Below are 25,038 nucleotides of genomic sequence, written 5' to 3'. Positions count from 1 at the left end.
GACCCCGTCATGCCCAAGCCTCCCGCATCGCCCCGCGTGTCTCCCACGTCTCCCTCCCCGGACCCCTGGGCGCAGTTGCGCCAGTACACGCGTGCGCGCATTGCGCTGGGCCGCGCCGGTCACGCGCAGAAGACCGAGTCCGTGCTCGCCTTCGGTCTGGCGCATGCGCAGGCGCGCGATGCCGTGCATTTGCCACTCGACGCCGGCGCGCTGGAAGCCGATCTGCGCGACGATGGCCTGACGGTGCTGCATGTCCATAGCGCCGCGCCGGATCGTGATCACTACCTGCGCCGCCCGGACCTCGGACGTCAGCTGGACGCCGACAGCCGCAGCCGGCTGGACGAGGCCCGGTCGGCGGCTCCCGATCGCCGCCCGGATGTGGTCTTCGTCATCGCGGATGGGCTTTCCGCGCTGGCCGCGCAGCGTCACGGCGTGCCGTTGCTGCGCGCCGTGCTGGCGCGGCTGCATGCGTGGCAGGTGGGGCCAGTGGTCATCGCGCGGCAATCGCGCGTGGCGCTGGGCGATGACATCGGCGAGCGGCTTGGCGCGCGCCAGGTGGTGATGCTGATCGGGGAGCGGCCGGGACTCAGTTCGCCCGACAGTCTCGGCATCTACCTGACCTACGATCCGCACCCGGGCCGGACCGATGCGCAGCGCAATTGCATCTCGAACGTGCGGCCGGAGGGACTGCCGTATGCCCAGGCGGCGGACCGGCTGGTGTTCCTGCTGCGTGGCGCGGTGGCGCTGGGGCGATCGGGGGTGGACCTGAAGGACGATAGTGCGGACGTCGCGCCCGCGCTGCCGCGTGAATGACTGCGGCCGGCCCGAGGGCCGGCCGCACAGGGTGTCGCGAGGACACGTGTCGACTACATCATGCGATGCGAAAAATGTCCGCGTTCGGCATCGGCCATCAGGGTCATGAACTGGTCGCGGCTCATATGCACCAGTTCCTGGTGGTCACCGGCCTCGAACCACACTTCGGGTTCCTCAAGCAGGCTTTCATCCACGAAGGTCTGCATGCCATACGACATGGCACACGGCGGAATGGCACCGAGGTCGCAATCCTTGAACACTTCGCGGATCTCGTCCTCATGGGCCAGCACCAGCTTGCGGCCGGTCTTTTCGCAGATGGCAGCCATCTGCAAGTGATGGCTCGAAGGGATCACAGCGGCCACGTAGCCGTCCGCATCCTCCAGCAACAGGGTTTTGGCCAGACGGTTTCCTGGTACATGGGCGGCCTGAGCAGTGGCCATGCTGCTTAGGCTGTACGGGTGACGAATGATGTCGAACTGGCTGTTCATGCGGCTAAGTCTGCCAGCCAGGGTGCCTGCCATTGCCATGATCGCCTTCCTCCGCGCCAGCACGCGCGGTTAGTCCTTGGTGTTCTCACTATAGGCTCTGGCGGCCCGCACGCGAGGCCAGATTGCCTGCAGCTCGGCCTTCAGGAACGTCAGCAGGTAGCGGGTGGCCATCGTCTGGTAGCGGTTGGGCATGGTCAGCATATAGAGCTTGCTGCCGAACACGCTGATGCGGTAGTCGCCCAGCAACGGCTGCAGCGCGCCTTGCTCCAGTTCCGGCCCGATGGCGTAGAGCGGGAAGATGCCGATGCCCAGGCCACTGACCACGGCGTCCTTCAGGAAGGCAAAGTTCTCGGAGCTCAGTGTGGGCGCCAGCACCACTTGTTCCCGCGTGTCGCCGCTCCCGGCGCGCGTGCCGGATGCCTTCAGCTTCTGGCCGATCGGCGACGCGCAGACGATGGCGTGCGCGGTCAGGTCCGCCAGTACCGTGGGCGCCACCTTGCCCGCCAGGTACGACGGCGCGGCGCAGACCACCCAGTCGACCTCGCCGATCTCGGTGGCAACCACCGAGTCGGGCGGCGTGGAAATGATGCGCAACGCCACCTCCACATCCTCGGAGACGAGGTTGTGGATGCGATTGTCGAAGACCACGTCCAGCGTGATGTCCGGGTAGCGCTGCTTGAACTGCACCAGCAGCGGCGACAGCAGCGCGTGGCCCAACCCGGTGGGCACCGACAACCGCACATGCCCCTGCAGGCTCTTGCCCATGTTGCTGATCAGCGCGTTGGCGGCGGCCACTTCGCCCAGGATGTTGCGGCCGTGTTCGTACAGGCCGGCACCCACGGGCGTGGGCTCCACATGCCGGGTGGTCCGCCGCAGCAGCTGCACGCCAAGTTCCTCCTCCAGCGCCTTCAGGTGGTAGCTGACGTTGGCGCGCGTCATCTTGAGCTTGCGGGCGGCGGCGCTGAGGTTGCCGGCATCGACGATGTCGACGAACAGTCGCAGGGCGTTGAGGTCCATGGCGGAGGCGAAGGGTGCGCCGGTCTCGGCGGCGCGTAACAAAAAAGGGGCCCGAAGGCCCCTTAGTGTGCCACGGGCGCCGTGGCGCCCAGGCATTCGACCGATCCGGCGGATCAGTGCTCGTGATGCAGGTACTTAGCCTGGCGCGGCAGACGCAGGCTGACGAAGAAGGCCAGCACCATCATCCCCGTGACATACCAGTAGAACGTGCTTTCATGGCCGACGGACTTCAGGCCAAGCGCCACATACTCGGCGGACCCGCCGAAGATGGCGTTGGCCACCGCATAGGCCAGGCCCACGCCCAGCGCGCGCACTTCCGGCGGGAACATTTCCGCCTTCACGATGCCGCTGATCGAGGTGTAGAAGCTGACCACGGCCAGCGCGATGGCGATCAGCACGAACGCGAGCTCCGGGCTCGTCACACTCTGGAGCGCGGTCAGGACCGGCACCGTGATCAGGGCGCCCAGCGCGCCAAACAGCAGCATGTTGTTGCGGCGGCCAATGCGGTCGGACAACGCGCCAAACACCGGCTGCATGCACATGTACAGGAACAGGCAACCCGTCATCACATAGCTGGCCGTCTTGATCGACATGCCGGCCGAGTTGACCAGGTACTTCTGCATGTACGTGGTGAACGTATAGAAGATCAGCGAACCGCCGGCCGTATAGCCCAGCACCGTGAAAAACGCGGCCTTGTGGTTGCGGAACAATTCGGCCACGCTGCCGGCTTCCTTGCTGTTGCGGGTCTGGGCCGTGGAGGTTTCATGCAGCGTGCGGCGCAGCAGCAGCGCGACGACCGCCGTGATGGCACCCACCACGAACGGGATGCGCCAGCCCCAAGCCTTCAGTTCGGCCTCGTTGAGCAATTGCTGCAGGATCACCACCACCAGCACGGCCAGCAACTGGCCGCCGATCAGCGTGACGTACTGGAACGACGAGAAGAACCCGCGACGTCCCTTGAGCGCCACCTCGCTCATATAGGTGGCCGTGGTGCCGTATTCGCCGCCGACCGACAGGCCTTGCAGCAGGCGCGCCAGCAGGAGCAGCGCCGGGGCAAGGTTGCCGATGGTGGCATAGGTCGGCAGGCACGCGATCATCAGCGAGCCGAAGCACATCATGATCACCGAGATCACCATCGAGTTCTTGCGCCCGTTGCGGTCCGCGATGCGGCCAAACAGCCAGCCGCCGATCGGTCGCATCAGGAAACCGGCGGCAAACACGCCCGCGGTGTTCAGCAGCTGCGCGGTGGGGTCGGATTTCGGGAAGAACGACGGCGCGAAGTAGATGGCGCAGAACGCATAGATGTAGAAGTCGAACCATTCGACCAGATTGCCGGACGACGCGGCGACGATGGCGAAAACGCGCTTCCTGGTTTCCTCGGGGGAGGGTGCTGCGGAGGGGGGTGCCACGGAGGGGGTGGCGGTTGGGGCGATATCTGTCATGGGACCTTCTTGATCTTGGCGGCGCGGGCGCCGCCTGGAAAGGGCTCGGGCGCTGGTGGGCGGGCGGGGCTGGCGGGAGGTGCCAGGCGGGCGTCGTACACCGGACCCGGGTGCCCGGCTAGCGTACCCCGGATGTCCCGCACTGCCCACCCGGGCGCGGCACGGCGCCAAGGCATCGATCGGGGCAGGTCTTGCCAGCATTGGGCTGGCAGGGAATTGTCCCGTCTTGTGGACAGTGTTTTCACGATAGACACATGGGATGCGCGGGGCATATGCCGGGGTCAGTCGGGAGAGGTGCGGGACGGATTCGGGATGCTGCGCGGGCGGGGTTCGCTAACGGCGTCTGCTAACGCCGTTTGCAAACGGTGTTCACCGTTGCTCGGGCGCGCATCGCGTCCTGTGCATGCCGTTCGTACGGCTGGCTTGCCTGACGCACGGCACTGGGCAATGATGCAGAGCGAATGATGAACCTCGTACCTTTCAAAAGCCTTGTCGATGTCCGTGTCGCGCTATCTGCTGAGTCTTCTGCTGCTGTCACCTCTCATGGCCTGGGCCCAACCCGACCTCGTGGAGTGCCAGCGCATGGACCAGGTACAACTGCGGGCGGCGTCCGAGGAGACGCTGCTGTTCCTGCGCTGCCGCGCGCGGCGCATTTCCTATGAGGCACCTCGACTGAAGGGTGTCTCGCAAAAGGTGCGTGATGACCTGGTATTCGCGTGTCTCGATCAGGCGGACGCCGCGGAGCACCAACTGCGCGTCAGCCACGGCTACACGCGCGAATCCCTCGCTCGCAAGAAATGCGACGAGTAGTGCCCTCGTGATGGATTGTCAAGTTTGATTATCCATTCTGTCCAAGCGACCGTGGATTGTCAAAACTCGTGGCCGGCGTACCATGGCGGCACATTGTGTTGTGCTGGATTTGAACGGAGACTCCCATGGCCCTCGACGCCGAATCGTTTTCCCTGCTGCGCGCCTCGGTGCAGCGTTTCATCGACGAACGCCTGAAGCCGGCCGAAGACACGCTGGAGGAACTGGACGACGTGCCGGCCGACATCGTTGCCGACATGAAGGAAATGGGCCTGTTCGGCATCTCCATTCCTGAGAACTACGGTGGCATCGGTCTGTCGATGTCGCAGGAATGCGATGTGGTCTATGACCTCGGCCACACCGCATTTGCGTTCCGCTCGGTGTTCGGCACCAACGTGGGCATTGGCTCGCAGGGCATCCTGATGGACGGCACCGAGGAGCAGAAACAGACCTACCTGCCGAAAATCGCCAGCGGCGAGCTGGTCATCTCGTTCGCCCTGACCGAGCCGAACGCCGGCTCCGACGCGGCATCGCTGCAGACCCGCGCGGAACTCGACGGCGACCACTACGTGATCAACGGCACCAAGCGCTTCATCACCAATGCCCCGCGCGCGGGCGCCTTCACGCTGATGGCGCGTACGGGCGGCCCCGGCGCATCGGGCATCTCGTCGTTCATCGTGCCCGCGGACACCCCGGGCATTTCGCTGGGCAAGCCGGACAAGAAGATGGGCCAGCGCGGCACCAAGACCTGTGACGTGGTGCTGGAAAACGTGCGCGTGCCGGCCGCCAACATCATCGGCGGCGTACCCGGCGTGGGCTTCAAGACGGCCATGAAGGTGCTGGACCGCGGCCGCCTGCATATCTCGGCGCTGGCCTGCGGCATGGCGCATCGGCTGATCACGGACGCCGTCGCGTATGCAAAGGAGCGCAAGCAATTCGGCCAGCCCATCGGCGACTTCCAGCTGATCCAGGGCATGCTGGCCGACAGCCAGGCCGAGCTGTACGCGGGCCTGTCGATGGTGCGCGATTGCGCGCAGCGCTACGACGCCAAGCCGGCCGGCAAGAGCGACCCCGAGGTCAGCATGCTGGCGTCCTGCACCAAGATGTTCTGTACCGAGATGGTAGGCCGCGTGGCCGACCGTGCCGTGCAGATTCACGGCGGCGCCGGTTACATCGCCGAATACAAGGCCGAGCGTTTCTATCGCGACGTGCGCCTGCTGCGCCTGTATGAAGGCACGACGCAGATCCAGCAGTTGATCATCGCCAAGCAACTGCTGCGCGATTGAGGTAGCGACTCGAGGATGGCTGGGCTCGGATGGCGGACTGACAGATCGCCATCCGAGAGCTCGCGAACTGAGATAGCGGACTGAGTCGGCGTTTGCATGCGCTACTCGCGCATGGCGCATGAGGGAGGCAGGATGAGCAAGTTCCAGGTAGCGGCCCCGGCGGGGCTGGCCACAACGGGGCCGCAGTCGTCGTCCCCGGACAAGTCGCGCACCACGCACCGGCTACGCGCCGTGGTGGCGACGTATCGCGCGGCACTGCAGGCCTACACGCTGGTGGTGTCGCCCGACGAGCTGATGCTGCTGTCCAATGGGCCCGAGCCGGCCCATTCGGCGCGCGACTATCGGGCGCAGGCACACCTGGACCGTCTGCGCGACACCGTGCGCGAGAGCGGCCTGGCTTTGCCTAGTGCGATCGTCGTGGCGGTCTCCGGTGGCCGCATGCAGTGCGAATGCGACCATCTGTACGCGCTGGAACTGCGCCCGCAGGCCGGCGACAGCCTGATCGTGCTGGACGGCCATGCGCATCTGGCCGCGCTGGCGGGCACCGAGCGCGGGCATATCAAGACGCTGGTCACGGCGGTGCTGTGCCGGACCGCGATCCAAACCGGACAGGAAACGAAGGCGCCCGTCTCTGAGGCGGAATGCACCGTGATGCACGCTTCCGCCGCAGCCCGCTGGGCCGGCGCGACGCGCATATGGCAGTGATCGTCAACCGCTAAAGCCGAGGTCGCCTGCGCCGGCTGATCGACTGGGGCCAGCCCAGTCGATTGACCCCGTTCCGTCTGCGCGCAGCGCAGCCTGAATGCCCCGCGTCGCTACGATGCGGGTTGGGGCCAGATGCCGTCGACGTCGCGCAGCAGATGACCCGCGAGGATGTAGTCGCCCAGGCGACTCGCCTTGGCTTCCAGATCCAGCAACTCGTGATCGGCCAACGTGCCGAGATCGAACTGGCAGTACAAATTGCGCTGCCGGAACGTTGTCTTGGGTTTGCAAAGCCCTTCGATCAGGGCTTCGCGGGAACGGACGGCGATGCTTTCCTGTCCGCGATACTGCACCTTGATTCCGCGCTTTTCTCCGAGCCGACCGAGTTCCACGGCATCCTGCCATCCGGTCTCGTAATCCAGCTCAAGCGCCAGCACCTGCTCCGAGGCCAGAAGCCGAAGCGCTTCCGCCTTGCTGCCAGCTCGCACGATTGACATCCACACCTCTTGTCTCAACGAATACTGTACGAATATACAGTGATTGCCGACCCGTCACAAGGACACTGACGGGGTAGGCCGGGGCGCCCGATGGCTCCGCCGGACGTGCTGGCGGAAGCATCGGGTGCTCCGCCCAAGGCCGGTCTCGCCTTAAATTCGCGTTCCTCCCTTATACCAGCTTCCTAAGGCTTTGATACCTCCGCCGGAGCGATTGCCGCGGACGGCCCCGCCGCGCCAGCGGGCACCGTCGCGGCGTCTCCGGTGGCGTTGAAGTCACCCGCGTACACCTGGGACAGGCCGGCTGGCCGCAGGTATCGCCGGATGGCATCGTTGACCGCCGACGGCGTGGCCGTGCGGATCCGTTCCTCGATCTCCGCCGTGTGGGCCATGGTCCGGCCCAGGTAGAGCTGGTTGGCGAGCGTGCCGGCCAGCGCCCCGTCGCGGGTCCGGCTGACCAGACCTTGCTGCAGCAGGCCGCTGACCGCCTCGGACAGTTCGCTGGCGGAGACGCCATCGCGCACGAAGCGCGCCATCTCCTCATCGACGGCCCGGCGCAGGCGCGCCTGGTTCTGGGGCGCATAGACCGCCCACAGTCCGAAGCGGCCCGCACGGTCCAGCGCGCCGACGGTCATCGAGCTGGATACCCCGTAGCTGATGCCCTCCTGTTGCCGCAGCCTGTCCGCTAGACGACTGCGCATGCCGGTGCCACCCAGCACGCGGTTGGCAATGAGCAGCAACGGGTAGTCGGGTGAATCGCTGACGAGGTCGATTGGCTGGGAAGCCAGGTAGACCGCGTTGGCCTTGCCCGGCGTGTCCAGCGTAAAGCTGGCGGCCGGAATGTCGATGAAGGGGCGGTCCACGCGCTCGAACGGCACCTGCGCGCGCCAGTCGCCAAACAGGAGCGCGGCCTGACGGGTGGCGTCGTCGGCATCGAAGTCGCCGATGATGGCCAGTTGCGCGTGCTCGGCCCCATAGAAGCGTGCATGGAAATCGCGCACGTCGGCGGCGGATACCGCCTTCAGTTCGGCCAGGCTCTCGTCGAAGGTGGGCGTATAGCGCGGATCCTCGGCGGGGTAGGGGTTGCCATGGCGGCCCAGCGCGTTGGGCGCCAGCGCATTGGGCTGGCGCTGCTGGCTTTCGATGCCCGCGATGCTGCCGGCGCGTAGCGTTTCGAATTCGCTGGCCGGGAATGTCGGCATGCGCAGCACGGTACGCAGCAATGCCATCAGGTCAGGCAAATAGGCGCGACGCGTTTCAAAGCGCACCGTGAGTCGTTCGGAGCTGCCGGAAAACGAGACATTGGCCTTCAACACCTCCAGGCGATCGGCAATCTGCTGGCGGCTGAATGCGCCCGCACCACGTTCCAGCATGCCGCCCGTCAGGCTTCCCACGGAGGATTTGCCTTGCAGCGCCTGCGTGTTGCCAAAGCGCAGGATCAGGGTGCCATTGACGGATTCTCCACGCGTGGGCTTGGGCAGCAGCGCCAGTTGCATCCCGTTGGGCAGCGTTTGCCGGACGGTGTGCGCGTCGATATTGGCCGGGCTCGTGTCGAATGTGGCGACGGGCCGGGCGGCCGGCTTGCCTGCGTAGTCGTGCACCAGGGCGGTCACGTCCGGCATCGCGGGAATGTTTGCAAGCTGGGGCTTGTCGCCCGGCAGGAACTGGCCCACCGTGCGGTTGGCCGGGCGGAGGTAGTTCTCGGCCACACGCTGCACGTCTTGCAACGTGGTGGTTTCCACGCGATCGCGGGCAATGAACAACAGTCGCCAGTCACCCTTGGCGATGGCCTCCGACAACGCGACCCCATAGCGCGTCGGATCGTTGAGAATCTTCTCGTAGGAATTGCGTATGCGGACGCGCGCGCGCTCCAGTTCGTCCTCGGTGGCCGGCCGGCTGGCCAGGCCTTCCACCTCGGCCAGCAGCGCGGCGCGCACGGCGTCGATCGAGCGATCCTTGCTGGTGCCCGCGGCAAAGACGATCACGCCCGGGTCCCGCATCGCGTTGAGCATGCCGGACTGCCAGGCCGCCTTGTGCGTGTCGACGAGCGCACGCTCCAGTCGCCCGCCCGGCGTGTCGGACAGGATGACCGACAGCAGCGCCAGTGCCGTGCTGTCGGGATGCGCCCCCGGCCCGACGTGATACTGCGCGGCGACGATGCTGCTGTCGCCCGGCCGCGTCAGCGTCAGGTCACGCGAGCCTTCCTGCGGCGGCTCCACGGTGTGCTCGGGCGCCAGCACGCGCGTCGGGCGCGCGATGGGCCCGAAGGCCTGCTCGATGCGCGCCAGCGTCCGCGCCGGATCGAATTGCCCGGTCACCACCAGCACTGCGTTGTCAGGCTGGTAATAGCGCCGGTAGAACGCCTGCAGGTTCTCGATGCCGACCTGCTCCACGTCGCTGCGCGCGCCGATCGGCGCCTTGGCGTAGTTGTGCCAGCGATACGCCGCCGCGGACATCTGCTGCAGCAGCATGCGCATCGGATTGTTCTCGCCGATCTCCATCTCGTTGCGCACGACCGTCATCTCGCTGTCGAGGTCGGCGCGCGCCACGAAGCTGTTGACCATGCGGTCCGCTTCCATGCTCAGCGCCCAGTCGAGGTTGTCTTCGCTGCCCGAGAATGTCTCGAAGAAATTGGTCCTGTCCTGCGACGTGGTGCCGTTGTACTGCATGCCGCGCCGCGCGAACTCGGTGACGATCGTCTTTCCCGGCAGGCGCGGTGTGCCCTTGAACAGCAGGTGCTCCAGCAGGTGCGCCATGCCGGTCTCGCCGTAGTTCTCGTGACGGCTGCCGACGAGGTACGTCATGTTGACGGTCGTGGTTGGCTGCGCATCGTCGGGCGCCAGCAGGATGCGCAGGCCGTTGGCCAGCCGGTATTCGGTGATGCCTTCCACGGTCGTCACGCGCGTCGCGGGGGCGATTGGCGCTGCCGCCGGTACAGTCGTGGCGGGCCGGGCGGCCAGCACCGGCAGCGTGAGGAAAAACGAGGCGGCCAGCATGATGCTGGCAACAAGACGGCGCATGAGGTCTCCGTGAGCAGCCGGATTCGGCCGCTGCTGTGGCGATTCTATCCGCACCGGGGGCCGCGCAAACGGGTCCCACCGCACTTTCAGATCCGGGGACACCCGCCAGGCCGGGCGGGTGGAGGAGAATGTCCGAATCCAGCGTATTTTTTATCGTGCGAAGCGCTACGATGCACGGCATGCACCTCGATCCAGACACCTGCTACAAGGCCATCGCCTCCCACGACCGACGCTTCGACGGGCGCTTTTTCGTCGGGGTGTCGTCCACGGGCGTCTACTGCCGGCCGGTCTGCGCGGTGCGCACGCCCAAGCGGGAGAATTGCACGTTCTACGAGACCGCCGCGGCCGCGGAAAAGCATGGCTTCCGCCCCTGCCTGCGTTGCCGGCCGGAACTGGCGCCCGGTCACGGCCTGGCCGATATTTCCGGGCGGCTGGCACAGGCCGCGGCCACCCTGATCGACGAAGGCTTCATGGCCGAGGCCGGCGTGGCGCAACTGGCCGCGCGCATCGGCGTGACTGAGCGGCATCTGCGGCGCCTGTTCGACGCGCAGTTCGGCGTCACAGTGCTGGAATATGCGCAGACACAGCGGCTGCTGCTGGCCAAGCGCCTGCTGACCGACACCACGCTGCCCGTGTCGGAGGTGGCGCTGGCCGCCGGATTCGGCAGCGTGCGGCGCTTCAACGATGTCCTGAAGGAACGCTATGGCCTCACGCCGCTGGCGATGCGCAAGCGCGCGGCAGACGGCATGGCGGACCGGCTCGTATTCGAGCTCGGCTACCGGCCACCGCTGGCGTGGGCGGCGTTGCTGGTGTTCCTTGGCACGCGCGCCGTGGATGGCATCGAGCAGGTGCACGGCGAGACCTGCACGCGCACGCTGGCGATGGATGCCGGCGGCCAACGCCACATCGGCTGGGTACGGCTGGAGCACGTCCCGAGGCGCACGGTGCTGCGCGTGACCCTGTCCGGCACGCTGGCTCACGTGATTCCGCAGGCGCTTGGCAAGGTGCGGCGGCTATGCGATCTCGGTTGCCGTCCCGACGTCGTCGACCGGCACCTGGGCGACCTCGCCGCGCCGGTTCCGGGCATGCGTCTGCCGGGGACGTTCGATGGCTTCGAGATCGCCGTGCGCGCGATCATCGGGCAGCTGATTTCGGTCGTGCACGCGCGACGCATCCTCGCGCGGCTTGTGCGGATCGCGGGGGAGCCGCTTCCCGAGGCCGCGCTCTCCGGCCTGGCCTGCCCGGAGGGACTGGCACCGCTCACGCATGCGTTTCCCACCGCGCGGGCCCTGGCGGATTTATCGGACGATTCATATCGCGAAGCCGGCGTGCCAGCGGGCAAGATTCGCGCGATCCGCGGGCTGGCGGCGCGTGTGGCGGCGCGCGAGATCCAGCTTGATCCGCTTGCGCCGCCCGAAGGCACTGTGGCGCAGTTGCGCGCCATCGACGGCATTGGCGACTGGACCGCGAAGTACATCGCCATGCGCGCATTGGGCTGGCCCGATGCTTTTCCGGCGACCGACTATGTCTTGCGCAAGGTGCTCGACGTCAGCACCGTTCGCGCGATGAACGCCAGGACCGCACAGTGGGCGCCGTGGCGCGCCTATGCGGCCATTCACCTCTGGTATCGCCACGATGCGCTGCGCGTGCCGGGCGGCCAGGTCGAGGAGCAAGCGGCATGACCAGCTACCAGATCATCGACAGCCCGCTGGGCGACATCCTGCTGCGCGGTCAGGACGGGGCGCTGACGGGGCTGTTTTTCGTGGGCCAGAAGTACTACCCGGCGGATGTCCGCCAACTGCCGGCTGCACCGGCTGCCGATTCGCGCTTGTTCGAACAGGCGTCCGAGGAAATGGATGCGTACTTCGCCGGGAGTCTGCAGGCATTCACGGTGCCGATTCGCTTTGGCGGCAGCGCGTTCCAGCAAGACATATGGCAGGCCTTATGCGCGATCGAGTTTGGCGATACGACGACGTATGGGCAACTCGCGGCCCGGCTGGGCCTGCCGTCGGGTCATGCGCGCGCCGTCGGGGGCGCGGTGGGCCGCAATCCGTTGTCGGTCATCGTGCCGTGTCATCGCGTGTTGGGCGCGTCGGGGGACCTGACCGGCTATGCAGGGGGTGTGGATCGCAAGCGCGCGCTGCTGAAACTGGAAGGCGTGGCCAGCGCACACGCCCTACCAGTCGTCCGACAGGCCATGCTGGCGTTCGGCTGACCTGTTGCACGACAGCGGCGTGGCAAGGCTCTTCATCGCCATCGAGACACCCGTCGGGGTGGCGGAGACCTTGTTGCGCACGCTGCCAGCGCATCGCGGCATCCGGCCGGTGCCGCCCGGGCAGTTGCATCTGACATTGCGCTTTCTCGGCGATCAGGACGAGGATGCCGCCGCGCGGATCGACGCCGCCCTGCGCGAAGTGCCTGCGCCCGCGATGTCGATGGCGTTGCAGGGCGTAGGCCGCTTTCGTGGCCGCCAGGGCGCGATCCTGTGGGCGGGCCTGGCAGCCGACCCCGCGCTGGCCACGTTATTTGATGACATCCAGTGCAGCCTCGCCACGGTCGGCATCGCTCCCGAGCGGCGCCAGTTTCGTCCCCACCTGACCGTCGCGCGATGCCGGGCCACCGTGCCGGAAGGAGTGCTGCGCGACTGGCTGGCGGCCTGTCGCGATCTGTCGACGCCGCCGTGGCGCGTCGAGCGCTTCGTCCTCTTTGAGAGTTTTCTGAGTCAGCAGGGCGCGCGCCACGTGCCGCGCGCCGTTTATCCGATGGCGGCGCTCAACCGAGGTTGCTGAAGCCGAGCGCCACGCCCAGCCCGCACAGGGCCGAGCCGATCGTCTTGTCGAGCAGGCCCTGGCGCCGCAGCATCGCCGCGCGCAACGCGGCGGCGCCGAAGCACCACGCCACCAGGCTGAACCACGCCCAGTGCGCCAGCGACATGAACAGCCCGTAGCCGAACTGCACCGTCAGTGGCGTGTGAACGTTGACCACCTGCGTGTAGGTACTCACCACGAACAGCGTGGTCTTGGGGTTGAGCGCATTGGTCAGGAATCCCATCCGCAGCGCGGCCAAACCGGACATGACCGGTGCCGCGCGGGTATCCACGGTCAGCCGGGTGCGGTTGCGAAGCGTCTGGATGCCGATCCATATCAGGTAGGCGGCACCCAGCAGCTTGACCACGGTCAGCAGCCCATGGGCGTGCCGCATCAGCACCGAGACTCCGAACATCGTATAGAAGACGTGGACCTGCACGCCCAGGGCGATGCCCAGCGCACAAGCCACGCCTGTGCGGCGGCCAGACAGGTAGCTGTTGCGGGTGACCATGGCGAAGTCCGGCCCGGGGCTGATGACGGCGAGAAGGGTAATGGTGGCGACGGCCAGCAGTTCGGCGAGTGGGGTCATTTCCAGTCAGTTTTCGTGAAGGAACGGGCAGGGAGTCGGCGCCATTCTGTCCCGCAGAAATGGGTACGACAACCGATATATACTCGCGGGTATCAGTGAGAAAACCTGACTTATATTCATGCAATCGATGCACTGGCTGGGCTGGATCCGGTTCTTCGAAGCCGCCGCGCGGCACGAGAGTTTCGTGCGCGCGGCTGACGAACTCCACCTGACCCACGGTGCCGTCAGCCGCCAGATCCGCCAGTTGGAGGACACGCTGGGCGTCGCCCTCTTCGAGCGGCGCAACCGCGCCGTCTTCCTGACCGAGGCCGGCCGCACCTTGCACGCGGCTGCGACCCAGTCGATGGACCTGCTGGCCGCGGCAGCGGAGAAGATCCGTGCGCCGGCGCCCCAGGCGGCGCTGGTGCTGTCCTGCGAGCCGACGATTGCCATGCGTTGGCTGATACCCCGACTGCCACGCTTTGCGGCGGCGCACCCGGACATCCCGCTGCACCTGATGGCTGCAGGCGGTCCGATCGATTTCTCCCGTAGCGGCGTGGATGTGGCGCTGCGGCGCAATGACTTTGCGTTCGATGCCGGCTGGCATGCGCGGGAACTGGCGCCCGAGCGCGTCGGCCCGGTCTGCCGGCCCGACCGGTCCGGGGAGGCGCCCGCTACCGCGACGCGGCTCCATACACGGACGCGGCCCGATGCGTGGCAACGCTGGGCGCGTGCGACGGGCGCCGCGCCCGCCGCCGGCGGCGACGCGTGGTACGAGCATTTCTACCTGTGCCTGCAGGCTGCGGCGGCCGGCCTGGGCTGGGCGATGGCTTCGCAGCTGATGGCGGCGGATGAAATCGCCGATGGCCGCCTGGCCGCGCCGCTGGGGTTTGTGGCCGACGGCTCGTCATACCATCTGTTGTCGCCGGTGTCGTTCGATGCGGATCCGCGTCGCCTCGCCCTGTTCGACTGGCTGCGCGCCCAAGCGCAGACGTCGCTGGCCGGTTAGCCGGGCACAACCGCCCGCCAGTCCGGCCGGGTGCAGTCCACGTCATTGCCAAGGCGGAAAGCGAAGCCGACGCTACCCCCCGGAAGTCGGTCGCTCAAGTTACGTCGTATTTTGCCGAAGGCCATGGCATGTGCTTGCGCCACCCCGGCGGCGGCGCTTACCATGCGGCGCTGGCGCCGCCAGCCTCTTTTTTGTGTCGCTTCCCCCGGGCGAGGCGCGGCGCAACCACCTTTCGACGTAGCGTATTTCATGAGTCTCCACGATTCCCGTGGGCCCCAGCAGGCCCAAACCCAGCCCCAGGTCGAGGGCGAGCAAGACGAGCAGGAAGGCACGCGGTCGGACGAACGCTATCGGCTCACCCACAGCTCGCAGATCGGCACGGTGCTGCGCGACATGGCCTGGCAGAAATGCCTGCTGAACGTGCGTTCGAAGGGCGGCTCGGAAATCGTGACGTCGATCCTGCACGTCGATCCGGCCAACAAGACCTTCATCTTCGATTGGTGCCGCGTCGACGGCGAGCGCCAGGCGCTGATGGCCTCCGAGCAGAATGCGTTCTCGGGCCTGCTGCGCGGCGTGCCGGTCAACTTCATGGTCGGTGCGCCCGGCGCCACGCGCTTTGAGGGGGGCCCGGCCTTCATCGCCGATTTCCCGGACAAGCTCTATCACTTCCAGCGCCGCCGCCATTTCCGTGCGCGCACGCTGCTGACTAAAGGCTATCGCTGCGAGATCCGCATGCCGGATTCCGCGGACAAGAGCGTGCTGCAACTCGATATCGCTGACTTGTCGCTGTCGGGCGTGGGGCTGCGTTCTCGCGCCGTGGGCGCGGACCGGCTCCCGGTGGGCACGGTGGCTAGGAAATGTTTGCTCGATTTCGGCGAACTGGGCCGGCTGGAACTCGACATGCAGGTGGTGGGGCACTGGATGGTCGGCTTCGACGACAACACCGTGCACCACTACGGCTGCGCATTCCTGAACCCGGACGGCCGCATGGAGAACTTCCTGCAACGGCTGGTGTTCCAGCTGGAGCTGGCGCACCGGGGCTGATCCCGGAGCTGCGGAGCTACTGGGGCGGCATTGCGGCGATCCCGCAGGCGCCCCGATCCCCCGGGGCGTGGATCAGACCACGATCAGGCCCCGATCAGTTTCCCGATCGCGGCGGCCGCCTCGCGCATCGGCGCGAGCAGGCGCGCAACCATTTCCCCCTCCGACACCTTGTTGGCCTTCACGCTGACGCTGATGGCCGCCAGCACCACGCCGGACAGCGACCGCACCGGTACGGCAATTGCCCGCAGGCCGGGCTCCAGTTCTTCGTCGATCAGCACGTAGTCCAGCTCGCGCGCGCGCTGGAAGGCGCCTTCCAGTTCCGGGCGGGAGATCTTGGTCTGCAGCGTGCGCGGACGCAGTTCGGCGTGCTCGAAAAACGCTTCGAGCACCGCGGCGGGCTGGTGGGCCAGCAGCAGCCGGCCGGTGGAGGTGCAATAGGCCGGCAGCCGGCTACCCATGCCGAGCGAGTGGGTCAGCACCCGCTGCACTTCGGACCGCACCAGGTAGAGGATGTCCGTGCCATCCAGGATCGCCAGCGCCGAGGTCTCGTGAATACGCGTGCTCAGGTTATCCAGGATCGGCTGGGCCAGCGAGACCAGCGACGTCGACGAGAAGTAGGCATGGCCCAGGTGCAGCACGCGTGGGCGCAGCGCAAAGTGTCCGTCCTGCTGGCTGACGTAACCCAGTTGCTCCAGGGTATAGAGGCATCGCCGTACCGAAGCACGCGACAGCTGCGTGCGTTGCGCGACCTGCGAGATCGTCAGCGGGCGTTTCCGTTCGGAGAATGCCTCGAGCACCGTCAACCCCCGCGCCAGCGACAGCATGAAATTGGGGTCGCCTGCAAAGCTGCTCAGGATGTCCGAGGGCGGCCGGGCGGCGCGGACGGTATCGGCTTGCGCCGGCTTGATACTGAGGGGGCTGGGGGCGTCCATTGGGCAGGAGGAGCGGATGCGGGCTGTTCGATAATCGCGCATCTTAACGCCCCGCACGCCTGCCTGCCGGCATTCGGGCAAAAAAATGTCGCCGATTGGGGCGGCGACGGGGAAGGGGTGTGTCAGTCAAGACGGGGGTCTTAACGACGAAACCCAGTATAGGCAGGCGCACATAGACATTACATACAACTTCGGTGGGGGTTGGGCGTAACGCACTTTGCGCTACGCGCGCCCTGCGCGATCAGGGTTTGCCGAGGAACAGATAGAAGGCATAGCTGCCGCCTGACGCCCTGCCATACGCCAGGTAGAGCGGGCCGATCGGACTGTCCAGGCCCAGGAATGCGGAGGCGGATTTCAGCAAGCCCGTCGGGCTGCCCGGCACCAGCGGAGAACCCATGTGGCCGGCTTCCAGCGAGAAGCCGGCGTAGACGCCTTCCAGGAAGGTCTGCCGGACCAGCTTGTTGTAATAGACAAGCCGCGCGAACTCCAAGTTGCCGCCAATCAGTTGCCCGGTGCTGTAGCCGGACTGCTGCAGGAAGCCGCCCCACTGGAACAGGTCATAGCGCGGCAACCCCGGCCCACCCAGGTTGCTGCCAGCCTTGATACCCAGGGCCAGGGTGTTGTTGCCGATCGAATAGGCGAACGTCGCAGTGATGTCGCCCTTGGTATAGGTATCGGTGGCCCCCATGCCGGCTTGCGACGCGTAGATATTCAGTGTCGCCCCATAGCCGGAGCGCGGGAAATTGATGCTGTCGAGCTGGTCGACCAGTATCCGGCCCTCGATGGCACGCCGGTCGACGCCTTCGGCCGGAGGGGCCAGGGTTGCCGGCCCGGTGGAAAGCGACGCGTTCTGGTGCCCGAACAGGACGCCCACGCGTGCCTCGCCGTACTTGGTGACCTGGCTGCCGACGTCCAGTGCCACGTCGATGCGGCGCAGGTCGTACTGGGCGAAGCGGGTGTTGCCATTGAAGATGTTCACGGGCCGGCGCTGCAATTCCACGCGCGGCGCGATGAAGAAATACTGGTGTGCGTCGAGCGGCTGGTAGAACTCGCTGATCAGACCCGACGTCTGCCCGACCTGTACATCCGTGCGCCACTCGGCGCCGAGCGAGTTGAGCCACGTACGGCGGTAGCTGGCCAGCACGTTGAAGTAGGCGTCACCGCGAAAGTCCGAACTCAGCCCCAACCCGAAGCGCAGGTAGCCCGGCCCATACGATTTTTCGATGGCATCGACGGACAGGATGCGCTTGCCGGGTTCTTCGAGGAAACGATAGTTCACATGCTCGAAATCGCCGGTGCCGAACAGCCGGCGCATGTCGCGGTCCAGCGTTTCCTGGCTGATGGGCGTATGCGGCTTGGTTTCCATCGTCGCGGCGGCAAAGTCCCGGTTCACGCGCTTCATCGGCGCGAAGCGGATTTCGTCCGCGGGGCGCAGGTCGGGCGGCGGCAGCGACTGCTGGGCGTTGCGCAGGCGGGCGTAGTCGGCCGGCGGCAGGGACAGTGCGGCCAGGCGGCCTTGTTCGCGGCGGGCGGCGGCTTCGCCGATCGGAATGGTCTTGACCAGGTTGTCGAAGTCGCCGGCGGAGAAGTCGCCCAGCTCCGGCAGGATCAGGATGTCCGCGGGCCGCAGCGATGCCAGCGATGTGCGGACGTTCTGTTCGGTCAGAATATTCAGCATCTGGCTGGTTACGCCGATCAAGGACGTCAGGTTCTCCCGCTTCATCAGCGGGGTGCCCAGGTTGACAGCGATGATGACGTCCGCGCCCATCTCACGTGCCACGTCGACGGGCAGGTTGTCCGTCAGGCCGCCATCCACCAGCAGCTTGCCCTGGTATTCGGTGGGTGCCACCGCGCCCGGCACCGACATGCTGGCGCGCATCACGTTGGCCAGCTCGCCCTGGCTGAAGACTACGGCGGTGCCGGAAACCAGGTCCGTGGCGACGGCGCGATAGGGGATCGGCAACGCGTCGAAATCCCGGTAGCCGGGCGCGTTGGCCAGCCGGCGCAGGACCGTTTCCAGCTGCACACCTGACACCGCGCCCTTGGGCAGCAGCAGGCCGTCCTTGCGCACACCGATCTCCGGCGTGAACAGGTTGGTCTGGTCGTCGATCTTGCGGCGGATGGCCAGGTCCTGGCGCGGCGGGCGTTCCTTGAAGATCTCCGCCGTGGTCAGGGTGCCGACGAGCTTTTCCATGTCGGCCGTGCTCATCCCGCTGGCATAGGCGCCCCCCACCAGGGAACCCATGCTGGTGCCGGCGATGCAGTCGACCGGCACACGCAGTTCCTCCAGGACCTTGAGCACGCCGATATGCGCGGCGCCGCGTGCGCCGCCGCCCGACAGGACCAGGCAGATCCTGGGGCGCCCAAGGGGAGGCGCGGCAGCGGCGGTGGCAACCGGTACGGGCGGGGCTGTCGAGCCCGTTGCGTCGGCCGAGCCGGCTGAACCGGCTGAACCGGCTGATCCGGGCGTTGGCGCCGGCGGCCCGGCCGGAACGAGGATGGGGGGCGCCGCGGCCGGAGGATTGGGCGCGGGCGAGATGTTGTCAGCCGGCGGCCCGGGCGGGGCCATGGGGGTGGGCGCCGCCGCCAGCGCCTGCCACGGCGCGGCAATCGCCCACGCGAGGAGTGGCAAAACGGAGGTGAGGCGCGACGCAACAGTCATGGCAGAGAGACGTCCGCTGTCGGCCGGCAGGCGGCCATCGTGCCACAAGGCTAGCAGCCCATCTCCAGACCAGTGCGGGCGGCATCCAACATTCGAAACAATTCATCATGGCGCGCAGAAGCATTCAGATCGGAGGACCGGACGCCGGCGCCGTTGGCGGCGTCCGGCCGGAATCGCCGGGGCGGCATATACTGGCGCCGTAACATTCCTTTCAGGCTTTGCCGTGCCTTCCCCCGTGACCGATGATCCACGCCCGCTGCCGCCCGAGCGGCCCGGTGACAATGAGTGCTGCCAGAGCGGATGCGACCCGTGCATCTTCGACTACTACAACGACGAGATGGACCGCTATCGGCAGGAGCTGAAAGCGTGGGAGGCCCGCCAGGCGGCCCGCGCGGAAGCCACCTCGCCGTCGTCGTAATCTCCGCTGGCCAGTGAGCGATCTTCTCGATTTCGTCCGCCGCCATCCTCGCCTGTTCGTACTGACCGGAGCGGGCGTCAGCACGGACTCCGGCATTCCCGGCTACCGCGACGAGCACGGCCAGTGGCAGCGCGCGGCACCCATGACCATCCGTGGTTTCCTGAGCGGCCATGCCGCGCGACAGCGCTATTGGGCGCGCAGCATGGTCGGCTGGCCCGTGGCGGCTGGGGCCCAGCCGAATATCAGTCACCACGTGGTGGCCCGGCTTGGCGAAGCCGGCCGGGTTTCGGCGCTGGTCACGCAGAACGTGGACGGCCTGCACCAGCGTGCCGGCAGCCGTGGTGTCATCGAACTGCACGGCAGCATCGGCAAGGTTATCTGCCTGTCCTGCCACACGCGCTACGAACGGTCCGACCTGCAGCGCTGGCTGTGGCAACACAATCCCGAGTTCCGTGATGTATCGGCCCTGCCGGCGGCCGATGGCGACGCCCACCTGGAATCGCCCTTGTTCGACAACTTCGAGGTGCCCGTTTGCGAGCGCTGCGAGGGTTTGCTCAAGCCCGACGTGGTGTTCTTCGGCGAATCGGTGCCGCGCGAGCGCGTGGAGGCCGGGCGGCAGGCGTTGGAACTGTCGGACGCATTGCTGGTGATCGGCTCATCCCTGACGGTCTTCTCCGGCTATCGATTCTGCCTGTGGGCCAGGGAGCGCGGCGTGCCGGTCGCGGCGCTCAACCTGGGCACGACGCGCGCCGATCCGTTGCTGTCGCTCAAGGTGGCCGAGCCGATCGGCCCCACGCTGGCGGGGCTGTCCGAGGCGCTGGGACTGCATGCCGGTTGACCGGCTGGCCGGCCGCGGCTAGCATCGTCCAACCGGTTGCCGGCGCGCTTTGACACCGCCACCGACCTCGACCCGCTATCCCTTCGATCATGCCCGCTTCTTCCGCCCTTGCCATTGTTGCTGCCGCGTTCGCCGGCATGCCGATGCGCGCGCGCGGCCTGCGCGGCATCACATCTGTCGCGCCGCCACGCGGCTGACTCCAGCCGTCTTGTTTCTCCGGCCGTTCTGACCGAACCCCGCACCGGGCGATATCCCGCCGTGCGCGCCGGAGCCTGCGTGGTTTTCGACAGGTGACAACTCATGACTTTCGACAAGAACGCCACGGCGGAAGATGCCGCCGTGGACGGGCGTATGCATACCCTCGCGGCGCATGGCGCCACCACACTGTTCGTGCTGCTGTGGAGCGGCGGTGCGATCTTCAGCCGATGGGGGCTCGCGCACGCCTCCCCGTTCGCCTTCCTGACCTTGCGTTTCGTGATCGCGCTGGCCGTGCTGGTGGCCATCGGGCTGGTGCGCCGGCGTCTGTTGCCAGCGCGCGGCACGCGATGTCGCGTGGCCATGACGGGCCTGCTGATGATTGGCGGCTATTCGATCTGCTATCTGCTGGCGCTGGATCGCGGCATGACGCCGGGCGTGCTGGCCACCGTGCTCGGCGTGCAGCCGATCCTTACGCTGTTGTGGATGGAGCGGCGCGTCTCGGTGGGCCGGCTGGCGGGGCTGGGCCTTGCGCTCGGCGGGCTGGCGATGATCGTCGCCAACAGCCTGGTGGCCGCGAAGCTGTCGGCGGCGGGTTTGCTTTGCGCGCTGGCCGCGCTGGCTTGCATGACCGTTGGCGCGATCCTGCAGAAGCGCATCCGGCAGGCGCCGGTGGAGATCCTGCCGTTGCAATACACGGTGGCGCTGGGGATGTGCCTCCTGTGCCTGCCGTTCCAGCCGTTCACCTTCGAGCGCACGCTCGGCTTCCTGATCCCGCTACTGTGGATGGGGCTGGTGATTTCGGTGGTGGCAACGCTGCTGTTCTACCGCCTGATCCGGGCCGGCAATCTCGTCAACGTCACCAGCCTGTTCTACCTGGTGCCGCCAGGCACGGCGATGCTGGACTACCTGGTGCTGGGCAACCGGCTGGCACCGTCGTCGCTGCTGGGCATGGCAGGGATCCTCGGGGGGCTGGCGCTGGTCTTCCGCGTGGAGAAGGACCGCCAGCGGCAGTCGACTAGCGCAGGTTGACCTGCACGCGGATACCGTCGGGCGCTACGGTGATGGCGCCCGGCTCGACGTCCTTGCCGTTGAAGCGCAGCTCGTCCGGCTTGAAGGTGTAGAGCGGATAGTCCTTGAGCAACTGCTGCGCCACGACCGCACCAATGGCGTTGAGCTGCTCGCTGTACTGACTCATTCCCTGGACCTGCACCTGCTGCACCGTGGGATTGTCGAGCACCACGGCGCGGCGCGTGGCGTCGTAGCGAATGCCGCTGTTCAGGGCCAGCGTGCCATTGATCGGCGGCGACGGCAGCACGGTGTTGGTGAGGGCCGCGTCCATCTGCGTGATGACGCGGTTGCCGGCCTCGTCCAGGACCAGGCGCGGGTGGGTCAGTTTTACGCTGACCAGTTCGCCGTAGCGCAGCGTGGTCGGGAAGCGCTTGTCCACCGCGCTCTGCAGTTCCGCTTTCGTGAAGGTGTACTCGCCGGTCCAGACGTTGTAGCCAGCATGGGCGAGGGCAGTGGTGCCGATGGCCGCGACGGCAGCCATCGCCAGCATCAGGCGACGCGTTCGGAAAAATGTGGAAAACAGGTGTCGGGGCATAGGCTCAGGGCGAGTCGGCACTTGGCAAGTGTGACCGGGCACGCGAGGGGATCGTTCCGGAGGTCGGACGAGGGTGATGTGCCCGTCGCATGGGCGCGGGCTTGTGGCCTGATCAGTAGTGCGGCGGGATTTCCTGCCGCGGATCGGTCTCGGCGCCAGTGGGGGCGCTCGCGCGCACCTGCTGGTAAAGCGCCCTGAACTGCGCCTGCAGCAGGTCAATCTGTTGCTGCTGGCGCGCGACCGCAAGGTTCAAGGTCTCGATCAGGTCTTCCTGGAAGGCAACCTTGATCTCGAGGTCGGTCAGGCGGGATTCCATGGTGTTTCTCCGGTTGGCCGCGCATTTTACGGCACGGCCTGACCGGACCTGTCGCGAGGATGCCGCCCGCAAGGGTTCCGGGCGCGATGTTGGGCGCGATTCGAGCGCGCTTTGGGTGCGCTTTCGGCGCTAAGCGGGCGTCATCCCAGGTGTCACCCGGACACGTTGCTTGCGTTGCCTTGCACGCGTTATTTCGGGGCGACCAGCACCATCCACGTCACGCCGAACTTGTCCGCCACCATGCCGAAGCGTTCGCTGAAGAACGTCTTCGCCGCCGGCATGACCACCTTGCCGCCGTTGGCCAGCGCATTAAGCGCCTTGTCGCACGCGGCCACGTCCGGCACGGTCAGCGACAGGCCGAAGCCCTGAAACGTTGCCTGCCCCTTGCATTCCCCGTCGGAGCCCATGACGACCGTATCGCCGATCCGGATCTCCATGTGCATGACCTTGTCCTCGTTGCCGGCGCCAGGCCCGCAGCCCGGCCCGGCTTCGGGGGCGTCACGGAATCGCATCAATGTTTCCACTTTGGCACCCAGAGCGGACTTGTAGAACTCGGCCGCTTCCTCGCTGCGGCCGTCAAAAAACAGATAAGACTGCACTTGCGTTGCCATCGATATCTCCTGGTGAGCGGCTGGCCGGGATTCCGGCGCCGCATTGGACAGCGGTTTGTGTACGCCGTCCACAAAAGCCTAGCAAACGAACTGGACATCGTCCACATCGAATTCTTTTCAGGCCGTAACAGACGGACAAGTTTTTGGGGACGATGCATGGCTAGGATAGCCCGCTCGTGCCGGGGTGACCGATCACCGAACGTGCCGACTGAGCCTCGTCCGGGGCCGGTCTGGCCGGCCTGTTTGGCGCGGGCGCCCGGGCGTGTCACAATTCACGGTTACGAGTTCGGGCGCCAAATACGGCTGGCCGCGTTGTCCTTCCCCCGCGGGGCGCCCCAAGAGCCGACAAATTCACCTAGATTTCTGGCGATGACTACCATCCTGCAGCACATTCCTTCCGGCCAGCGCGTCGGAATCGCCTTCTCGGGCGGACTCGACACCAGCGCCGCGCTCCTCTGGATGCGCCAGAAGGGCGCCATCCCCTACGCCTACACGGCCAACCTGGGCCAGCCGGACGAGCCGGACTACGAAGACATTCCGCGCCGCGCCAAGGCCTATGGTGCCGAGGCGGCACGCCTGGTGGACTGCCGCACCCAACTGGTGGCCGAAGGCATCGCGGCCCTGCAATGCGGTGCGTTCCATATCTCGACCGCCGGCGTGACCTACTTCAACACGACCCCGATCGGCCGCGCCGTGACCGGCACGATGCTGGTGGCCGCGATGAAGGACGACGGCGTCAACATCTGGGGCGATGGCAGCACGTTCAAGGGCAACGACATCGAGCGCTTCTACCGCTACGGCCTGCTGACCAACCCGGGTCTGCAGATCTACAAGCCGTGGCTGGACCAGCAGTTCATCGACGAACTGGGCGGCCGTGCCGAGATGTCCGAGTTCATGCGCCAGAGCGGCCACGACTACAAGATGTCGGCGGAGAAGGCTTACTCGACGGACTCCAACATGCTGGGCGCCACGCACGAGGCCAAGGATCTGGAGCAACTGGACTCCGGCATCCGCATCGTCCAGCCGATCATGGGCGTGCAGTTCTGGCGCGATGACGTGGAAGTGAAGCGCGAGGAAGTGACCGTGCGCTTCGAGGAAGGCCAGCCCGTGGCGCTGAATGGCAAGACGTTCGCCAACAGCGTGGACCTGTTCATGGAAGCCAATGTCATCGGCGGCCGTCATGGCCTGGGCATGAGCGACCAGATCGAGAACCGGATCATCGAGGCCAAGAGCCGCGGCATCTACGAAGCCCCGGGCCTGGCGCTGCTGTTCATCGCCTACGAGCGCCTGATCACCGGCATCCATAACGAAGACACCATCGAGCAGTACCGCGACAACGGCCGCCGCCTGGGCCGCCTGCTGTACCAGGGCCGCTGGTTCGATCCGCAGGCCATCATGCTGCGCGAAACCGCCCAGCGCTGGGTGGCTGGCGCCGTGACGGGCGAGGTGACGATCGAACTGCGTCGTGGCAACGACTACTCGATCCTGAACACCACGTCGCCGAACCTGACGTACAAGCCGGAACGCCTGACGATGGAAAAGGGCGAGTCGATGTTCACGCCGCTGGACCGCATCGGCCAGCTGACGATGCGCACGCTGGACATCGTGGATACCCGCGAGAAGCTGCAGACGTATGCCAAGAGCGGCCTGCTGTCGAGCAAGACCAGCGCCGCCCTGCCGAAGCTGGAAGACTGAGCGGCGGCACGCGTCAAACAGAAAAGAGAAAAGCCGGCACGAGCGATCGTGCCGGCTTTTTCTATTGCTGGCCGTCTGCCGATGGCGTCGCCATCAGCCTGCCCGCACGCGCGCTGACGGGCTTCCAGGGGGATCGGCTCCCCGTGCTGCCGGGATTCCAGCCAGCGGAATCGCAGGCTTTCCAGCCGGTGGTGTGTCATGCAAGGCGCGCGCCGACACGGCACAATGCGCGATGGCGGTCATCGGGGCCGCCAATTCCTTTCTTTTG

General features: G+C 66.6%; 24 protein-coding genes. 13 read left to right on the top strand and 11 right to left on the bottom strand.

Features of this window, described 5'->3' with window-relative positions:
• The first annotated feature begins 9 nt into the window (after nucleotides 1–9).
• Complete coding sequence (gene eutC / locus AC1DOX_RS24880) at nucleotides 10–813, top strand: ethanolamine ammonia-lyase subunit EutC (protein ID WP_441621775.1); 804 nt, start codon at nucleotides 10–12, stop codon at nucleotides 811–813.
• Nucleotides 814–866: 53 nt separating this feature from the next.
• Here the strand turns inward: eutC and AC1DOX_RS24875 are convergent, their stop codons facing one another.
• The 3 genes from AC1DOX_RS24875 to AC1DOX_RS24865 all read right to left on the bottom strand — a co-directional run bounded on the left by AC1DOX_RS24875 (nucleotide 867) and on the right by AC1DOX_RS24865 (nucleotide 3,760).
• Nucleotides 867–1,340, bottom strand: coding sequence for an aminoacyl-tRNA deacylase (locus AC1DOX_RS24875; RefSeq protein ID WP_092139273.1), 474 nt, complete (start codon nucleotides 1,338–1,340; stop codon nucleotides 867–869).
• A 30-nt stretch (nucleotides 1,341–1,370) separates the two neighbouring features.
• Nucleotides 1,371–2,318, bottom strand: coding sequence for a LysR family transcriptional regulator (locus AC1DOX_RS24870; protein ID WP_441621773.1), 948 nt, complete (start codon nucleotides 2,316–2,318; stop codon nucleotides 1,371–1,373).
• Nucleotides 2,319–2,431: 113 nt separating this feature from the next.
• Nucleotides 2,432–3,760 carry an MFS family transporter gene (locus AC1DOX_RS24865; protein ID WP_441621771.1) on the bottom strand — a complete coding sequence of 443 codons (1,329 nt, stop codon included), beginning with the start codon at nucleotides 3,758–3,760 and terminating at the stop codon, nucleotides 2,432–2,434.
• Between the two features lie 582 nt (nucleotides 3,761–4,342).
• Here AC1DOX_RS24865 and AC1DOX_RS24860 point away from each other — a divergent pair.
• The 3 genes from AC1DOX_RS24860 to AC1DOX_RS24850 all read left to right on the top strand — a co-directional run bounded on the left by AC1DOX_RS24860 (nucleotide 4,343) and on the right by AC1DOX_RS24850 (nucleotide 6,558).
• Entirely contained in the window at nucleotides 4,343–4,570 is a 228-nt protein-coding gene (locus tag AC1DOX_RS24860) for a hypothetical protein (RefSeq protein WP_441621769.1), read from the top strand.
• A gap of 125 nt (nucleotides 4,571–4,695) precedes the next feature.
• A complete protein-coding gene (locus AC1DOX_RS24855; protein WP_092139265.1) occupies nucleotides 4,696–5,853 on the top strand; it encodes an acyl-CoA dehydrogenase family protein in 1,158 nt (385 codons plus the stop codon).
• Between the two features lie 132 nt (nucleotides 5,854–5,985).
• The gene (locus tag AC1DOX_RS24850) at nucleotides 5,986–6,558 is read left to right on the top strand and encodes a hypothetical protein (RefSeq protein WP_441621767.1); all 573 of its coding nucleotides are present in this window, start codon (nucleotides 5,986–5,988) and stop codon (nucleotides 6,556–6,558) included.
• A gap of 110 nt (nucleotides 6,559–6,668) precedes the next feature.
• On the opposite strand, the gene AC1DOX_RS24845 is transcribed toward AC1DOX_RS24850, so the two are convergent.
• The gene (locus AC1DOX_RS24845; RefSeq protein ID WP_092139261.1) at nucleotides 6,669–7,052 is read right to left on the bottom strand and encodes a PHA-granule associated protein 4; all 384 of its coding nucleotides are present in this window, start codon (nucleotides 7,050–7,052) and stop codon (nucleotides 6,669–6,671) included.
• A 182-nt stretch (nucleotides 7,053–7,234) separates the two neighbouring features.
• Nucleotides 7,235–10,069 carry a M16 family metallopeptidase gene (locus AC1DOX_RS24840; RefSeq protein WP_477101554.1) on the bottom strand — a complete coding sequence of 945 codons (2,835 nt, stop codon included), beginning with the start codon at nucleotides 10,067–10,069 and terminating at the stop codon, nucleotides 7,235–7,237.
• A 179-nt stretch (nucleotides 10,070–10,248) separates the two neighbouring features.
• Here AC1DOX_RS24840 and AC1DOX_RS24835 point away from each other — a divergent pair, with 179 nt between their 5' ends.
• The 3 genes from AC1DOX_RS24835 to thpR are packed head-to-tail and all read left to right on the top strand — an operon-like array spanning nucleotide 10,249 to nucleotide 12,858.
• Nucleotides 10,249–11,751 carry an Ada metal-binding domain-containing protein gene (locus tag AC1DOX_RS24835; protein ID WP_441621763.1) on the top strand — a complete coding sequence of 501 codons (1,503 nt, stop codon included), beginning with the start codon at nucleotides 10,249–10,251 and terminating at the stop codon, nucleotides 11,749–11,751.
• Nucleotides 11,748–12,284, top strand: coding sequence for a methylated-DNA--[protein]-cysteine S-methyltransferase (locus AC1DOX_RS24830; RefSeq protein ID WP_441621761.1), 537 nt, complete (start codon nucleotides 11,748–11,750; stop codon nucleotides 12,282–12,284). Before AC1DOX_RS24835 ends, AC1DOX_RS24830 begins: the two co-directional genes overlap by 4 nt.
• A gap of 19 nt (nucleotides 12,285–12,303) precedes the next feature.
• Nucleotides 12,304–12,858 (top strand): RNA 2',3'-cyclic phosphodiesterase, encoded by a 555-nt coding sequence (gene thpR / locus AC1DOX_RS24825; RefSeq protein ID WP_441621759.1) that lies wholly within the window; start codon nucleotides 12,304–12,306, stop codon nucleotides 12,856–12,858.
• On the opposite strand, the gene AC1DOX_RS24820 is transcribed toward thpR, so the two are convergent.
• Complete coding sequence (locus tag AC1DOX_RS24820) at nucleotides 12,842–13,465, bottom strand: LysE family translocator (RefSeq protein ID WP_441621757.1); 624 nt, start codon at nucleotides 13,463–13,465, stop codon at nucleotides 12,842–12,844. The two genes, thpR and AC1DOX_RS24820, sit on opposite strands and share 17 nt — an antisense overlap.
• Nucleotides 13,466–13,592: 127 nt before the next feature.
• On the opposite strand from AC1DOX_RS24820, the gene AC1DOX_RS24815 reads away from it, so the two are divergent.
• Both AC1DOX_RS24815 and AC1DOX_RS24810 read left to right on the top strand, forming a co-directional pair.
• Entirely contained in the window at nucleotides 13,593–14,453 is an 861-nt protein-coding gene (locus AC1DOX_RS24815) for a LysR substrate-binding domain-containing protein (protein ID WP_441621813.1), read from the top strand.
• A 249-nt stretch (nucleotides 14,454–14,702) separates the two neighbouring features.
• Nucleotides 14,703–15,497, top strand: coding sequence for a flagellar brake protein (locus tag AC1DOX_RS24810; protein WP_092139250.1), 795 nt, complete (start codon nucleotides 14,703–14,705; stop codon nucleotides 15,495–15,497).
• An 83-nt stretch (nucleotides 15,498–15,580) separates the two neighbouring features.
• On the opposite strand, the gene AC1DOX_RS24805 is transcribed toward AC1DOX_RS24810, so the two are convergent.
• Complete coding sequence (locus AC1DOX_RS24805; protein ID WP_092139248.1) at nucleotides 15,581–16,429, bottom strand: IclR family transcriptional regulator domain-containing protein; 849 nt, start codon at nucleotides 16,427–16,429, stop codon at nucleotides 15,581–15,583.
• Nucleotides 16,430–16,670: 241 nt separating this feature from the next.
• A complete protein-coding gene (locus tag AC1DOX_RS24800) occupies nucleotides 16,671–19,091 on the bottom strand; it encodes a patatin-like phospholipase family protein (RefSeq protein WP_441621754.1) in 2,421 nt (806 codons plus the stop codon).
• 223 nt (nucleotides 19,092–19,314) lie between these two features.
• Between AC1DOX_RS24800 and AC1DOX_RS24795 the strand changes: the two genes are divergently transcribed.
• The 3 genes from AC1DOX_RS24795 (at nucleotide 19,315) to AC1DOX_RS24785 (ending at nucleotide 21,574) form a co-directional block, all read left to right on the top strand.
• The gene (locus tag AC1DOX_RS24795) at nucleotides 19,315–19,509 is read left to right on the top strand and encodes an oxidoreductase-like domain-containing protein (RefSeq protein WP_441621752.1); all 195 of its coding nucleotides are present in this window, start codon (nucleotides 19,315–19,317) and stop codon (nucleotides 19,507–19,509) included.
• A gap of 13 nt (nucleotides 19,510–19,522) precedes the next feature.
• A complete protein-coding gene (locus tag AC1DOX_RS24790) occupies nucleotides 19,523–20,347 on the top strand; it encodes an NAD-dependent protein deacetylase (RefSeq protein ID WP_441621750.1) in 825 nt (274 codons plus the stop codon).
• A 300-nt stretch (nucleotides 20,348–20,647) separates the two neighbouring features.
• Complete coding sequence (locus tag AC1DOX_RS24785) at nucleotides 20,648–21,574, top strand: DMT family transporter (RefSeq protein ID WP_441621748.1); 927 nt, start codon at nucleotides 20,648–20,650, stop codon at nucleotides 21,572–21,574.
• Here the strand turns inward: AC1DOX_RS24785 and AC1DOX_RS24780 are convergent.
• From AC1DOX_RS24780 to AC1DOX_RS24770, 3 genes are all read right to left on the bottom strand, one after another.
• Entirely contained in the window at nucleotides 21,561–22,103 is a 543-nt protein-coding gene (locus AC1DOX_RS24780; protein WP_441621746.1) for a DUF1439 domain-containing protein, read from the bottom strand. The genes AC1DOX_RS24785 and AC1DOX_RS24780 overlap by 14 nt on opposite strands.
• A 157-nt stretch (nucleotides 22,104–22,260) precedes the next feature.
• Nucleotides 22,261–22,464, bottom strand: coding sequence for a SlyX family protein (locus AC1DOX_RS24775; protein WP_092139240.1), 204 nt, complete (start codon nucleotides 22,462–22,464; stop codon nucleotides 22,261–22,263).
• Between the two features lie 188 nt (nucleotides 22,465–22,652).
• Nucleotides 22,653–23,075: a VOC family protein gene (locus AC1DOX_RS24770; RefSeq protein WP_441621743.1), complete on the bottom strand. Its 423-nt coding sequence runs from the start codon at nucleotides 23,073–23,075 to the stop codon at nucleotides 22,653–22,655.
• A gap of 369 nt (nucleotides 23,076–23,444) precedes the next feature.
• On the opposite strand from AC1DOX_RS24770, the gene argG reads away from it, so the two are divergent.
• Nucleotides 23,445–24,770: an argininosuccinate synthase gene (gene argG / locus AC1DOX_RS24765; RefSeq protein WP_092139234.1), complete on the top strand. Its 1,326-nt coding sequence runs from the start codon at nucleotides 23,445–23,447 to the stop codon at nucleotides 24,768–24,770.
• Nucleotides 24,771–25,038: the final 268 nt, after the last annotated feature.

This window comes from Cupriavidus sp. 01L415, assembly GCF_056400065.1.
Note: the sequence above shows the minus strand (reverse complement) of the source record. Positions and strands in the feature narration are given on the sequence as shown.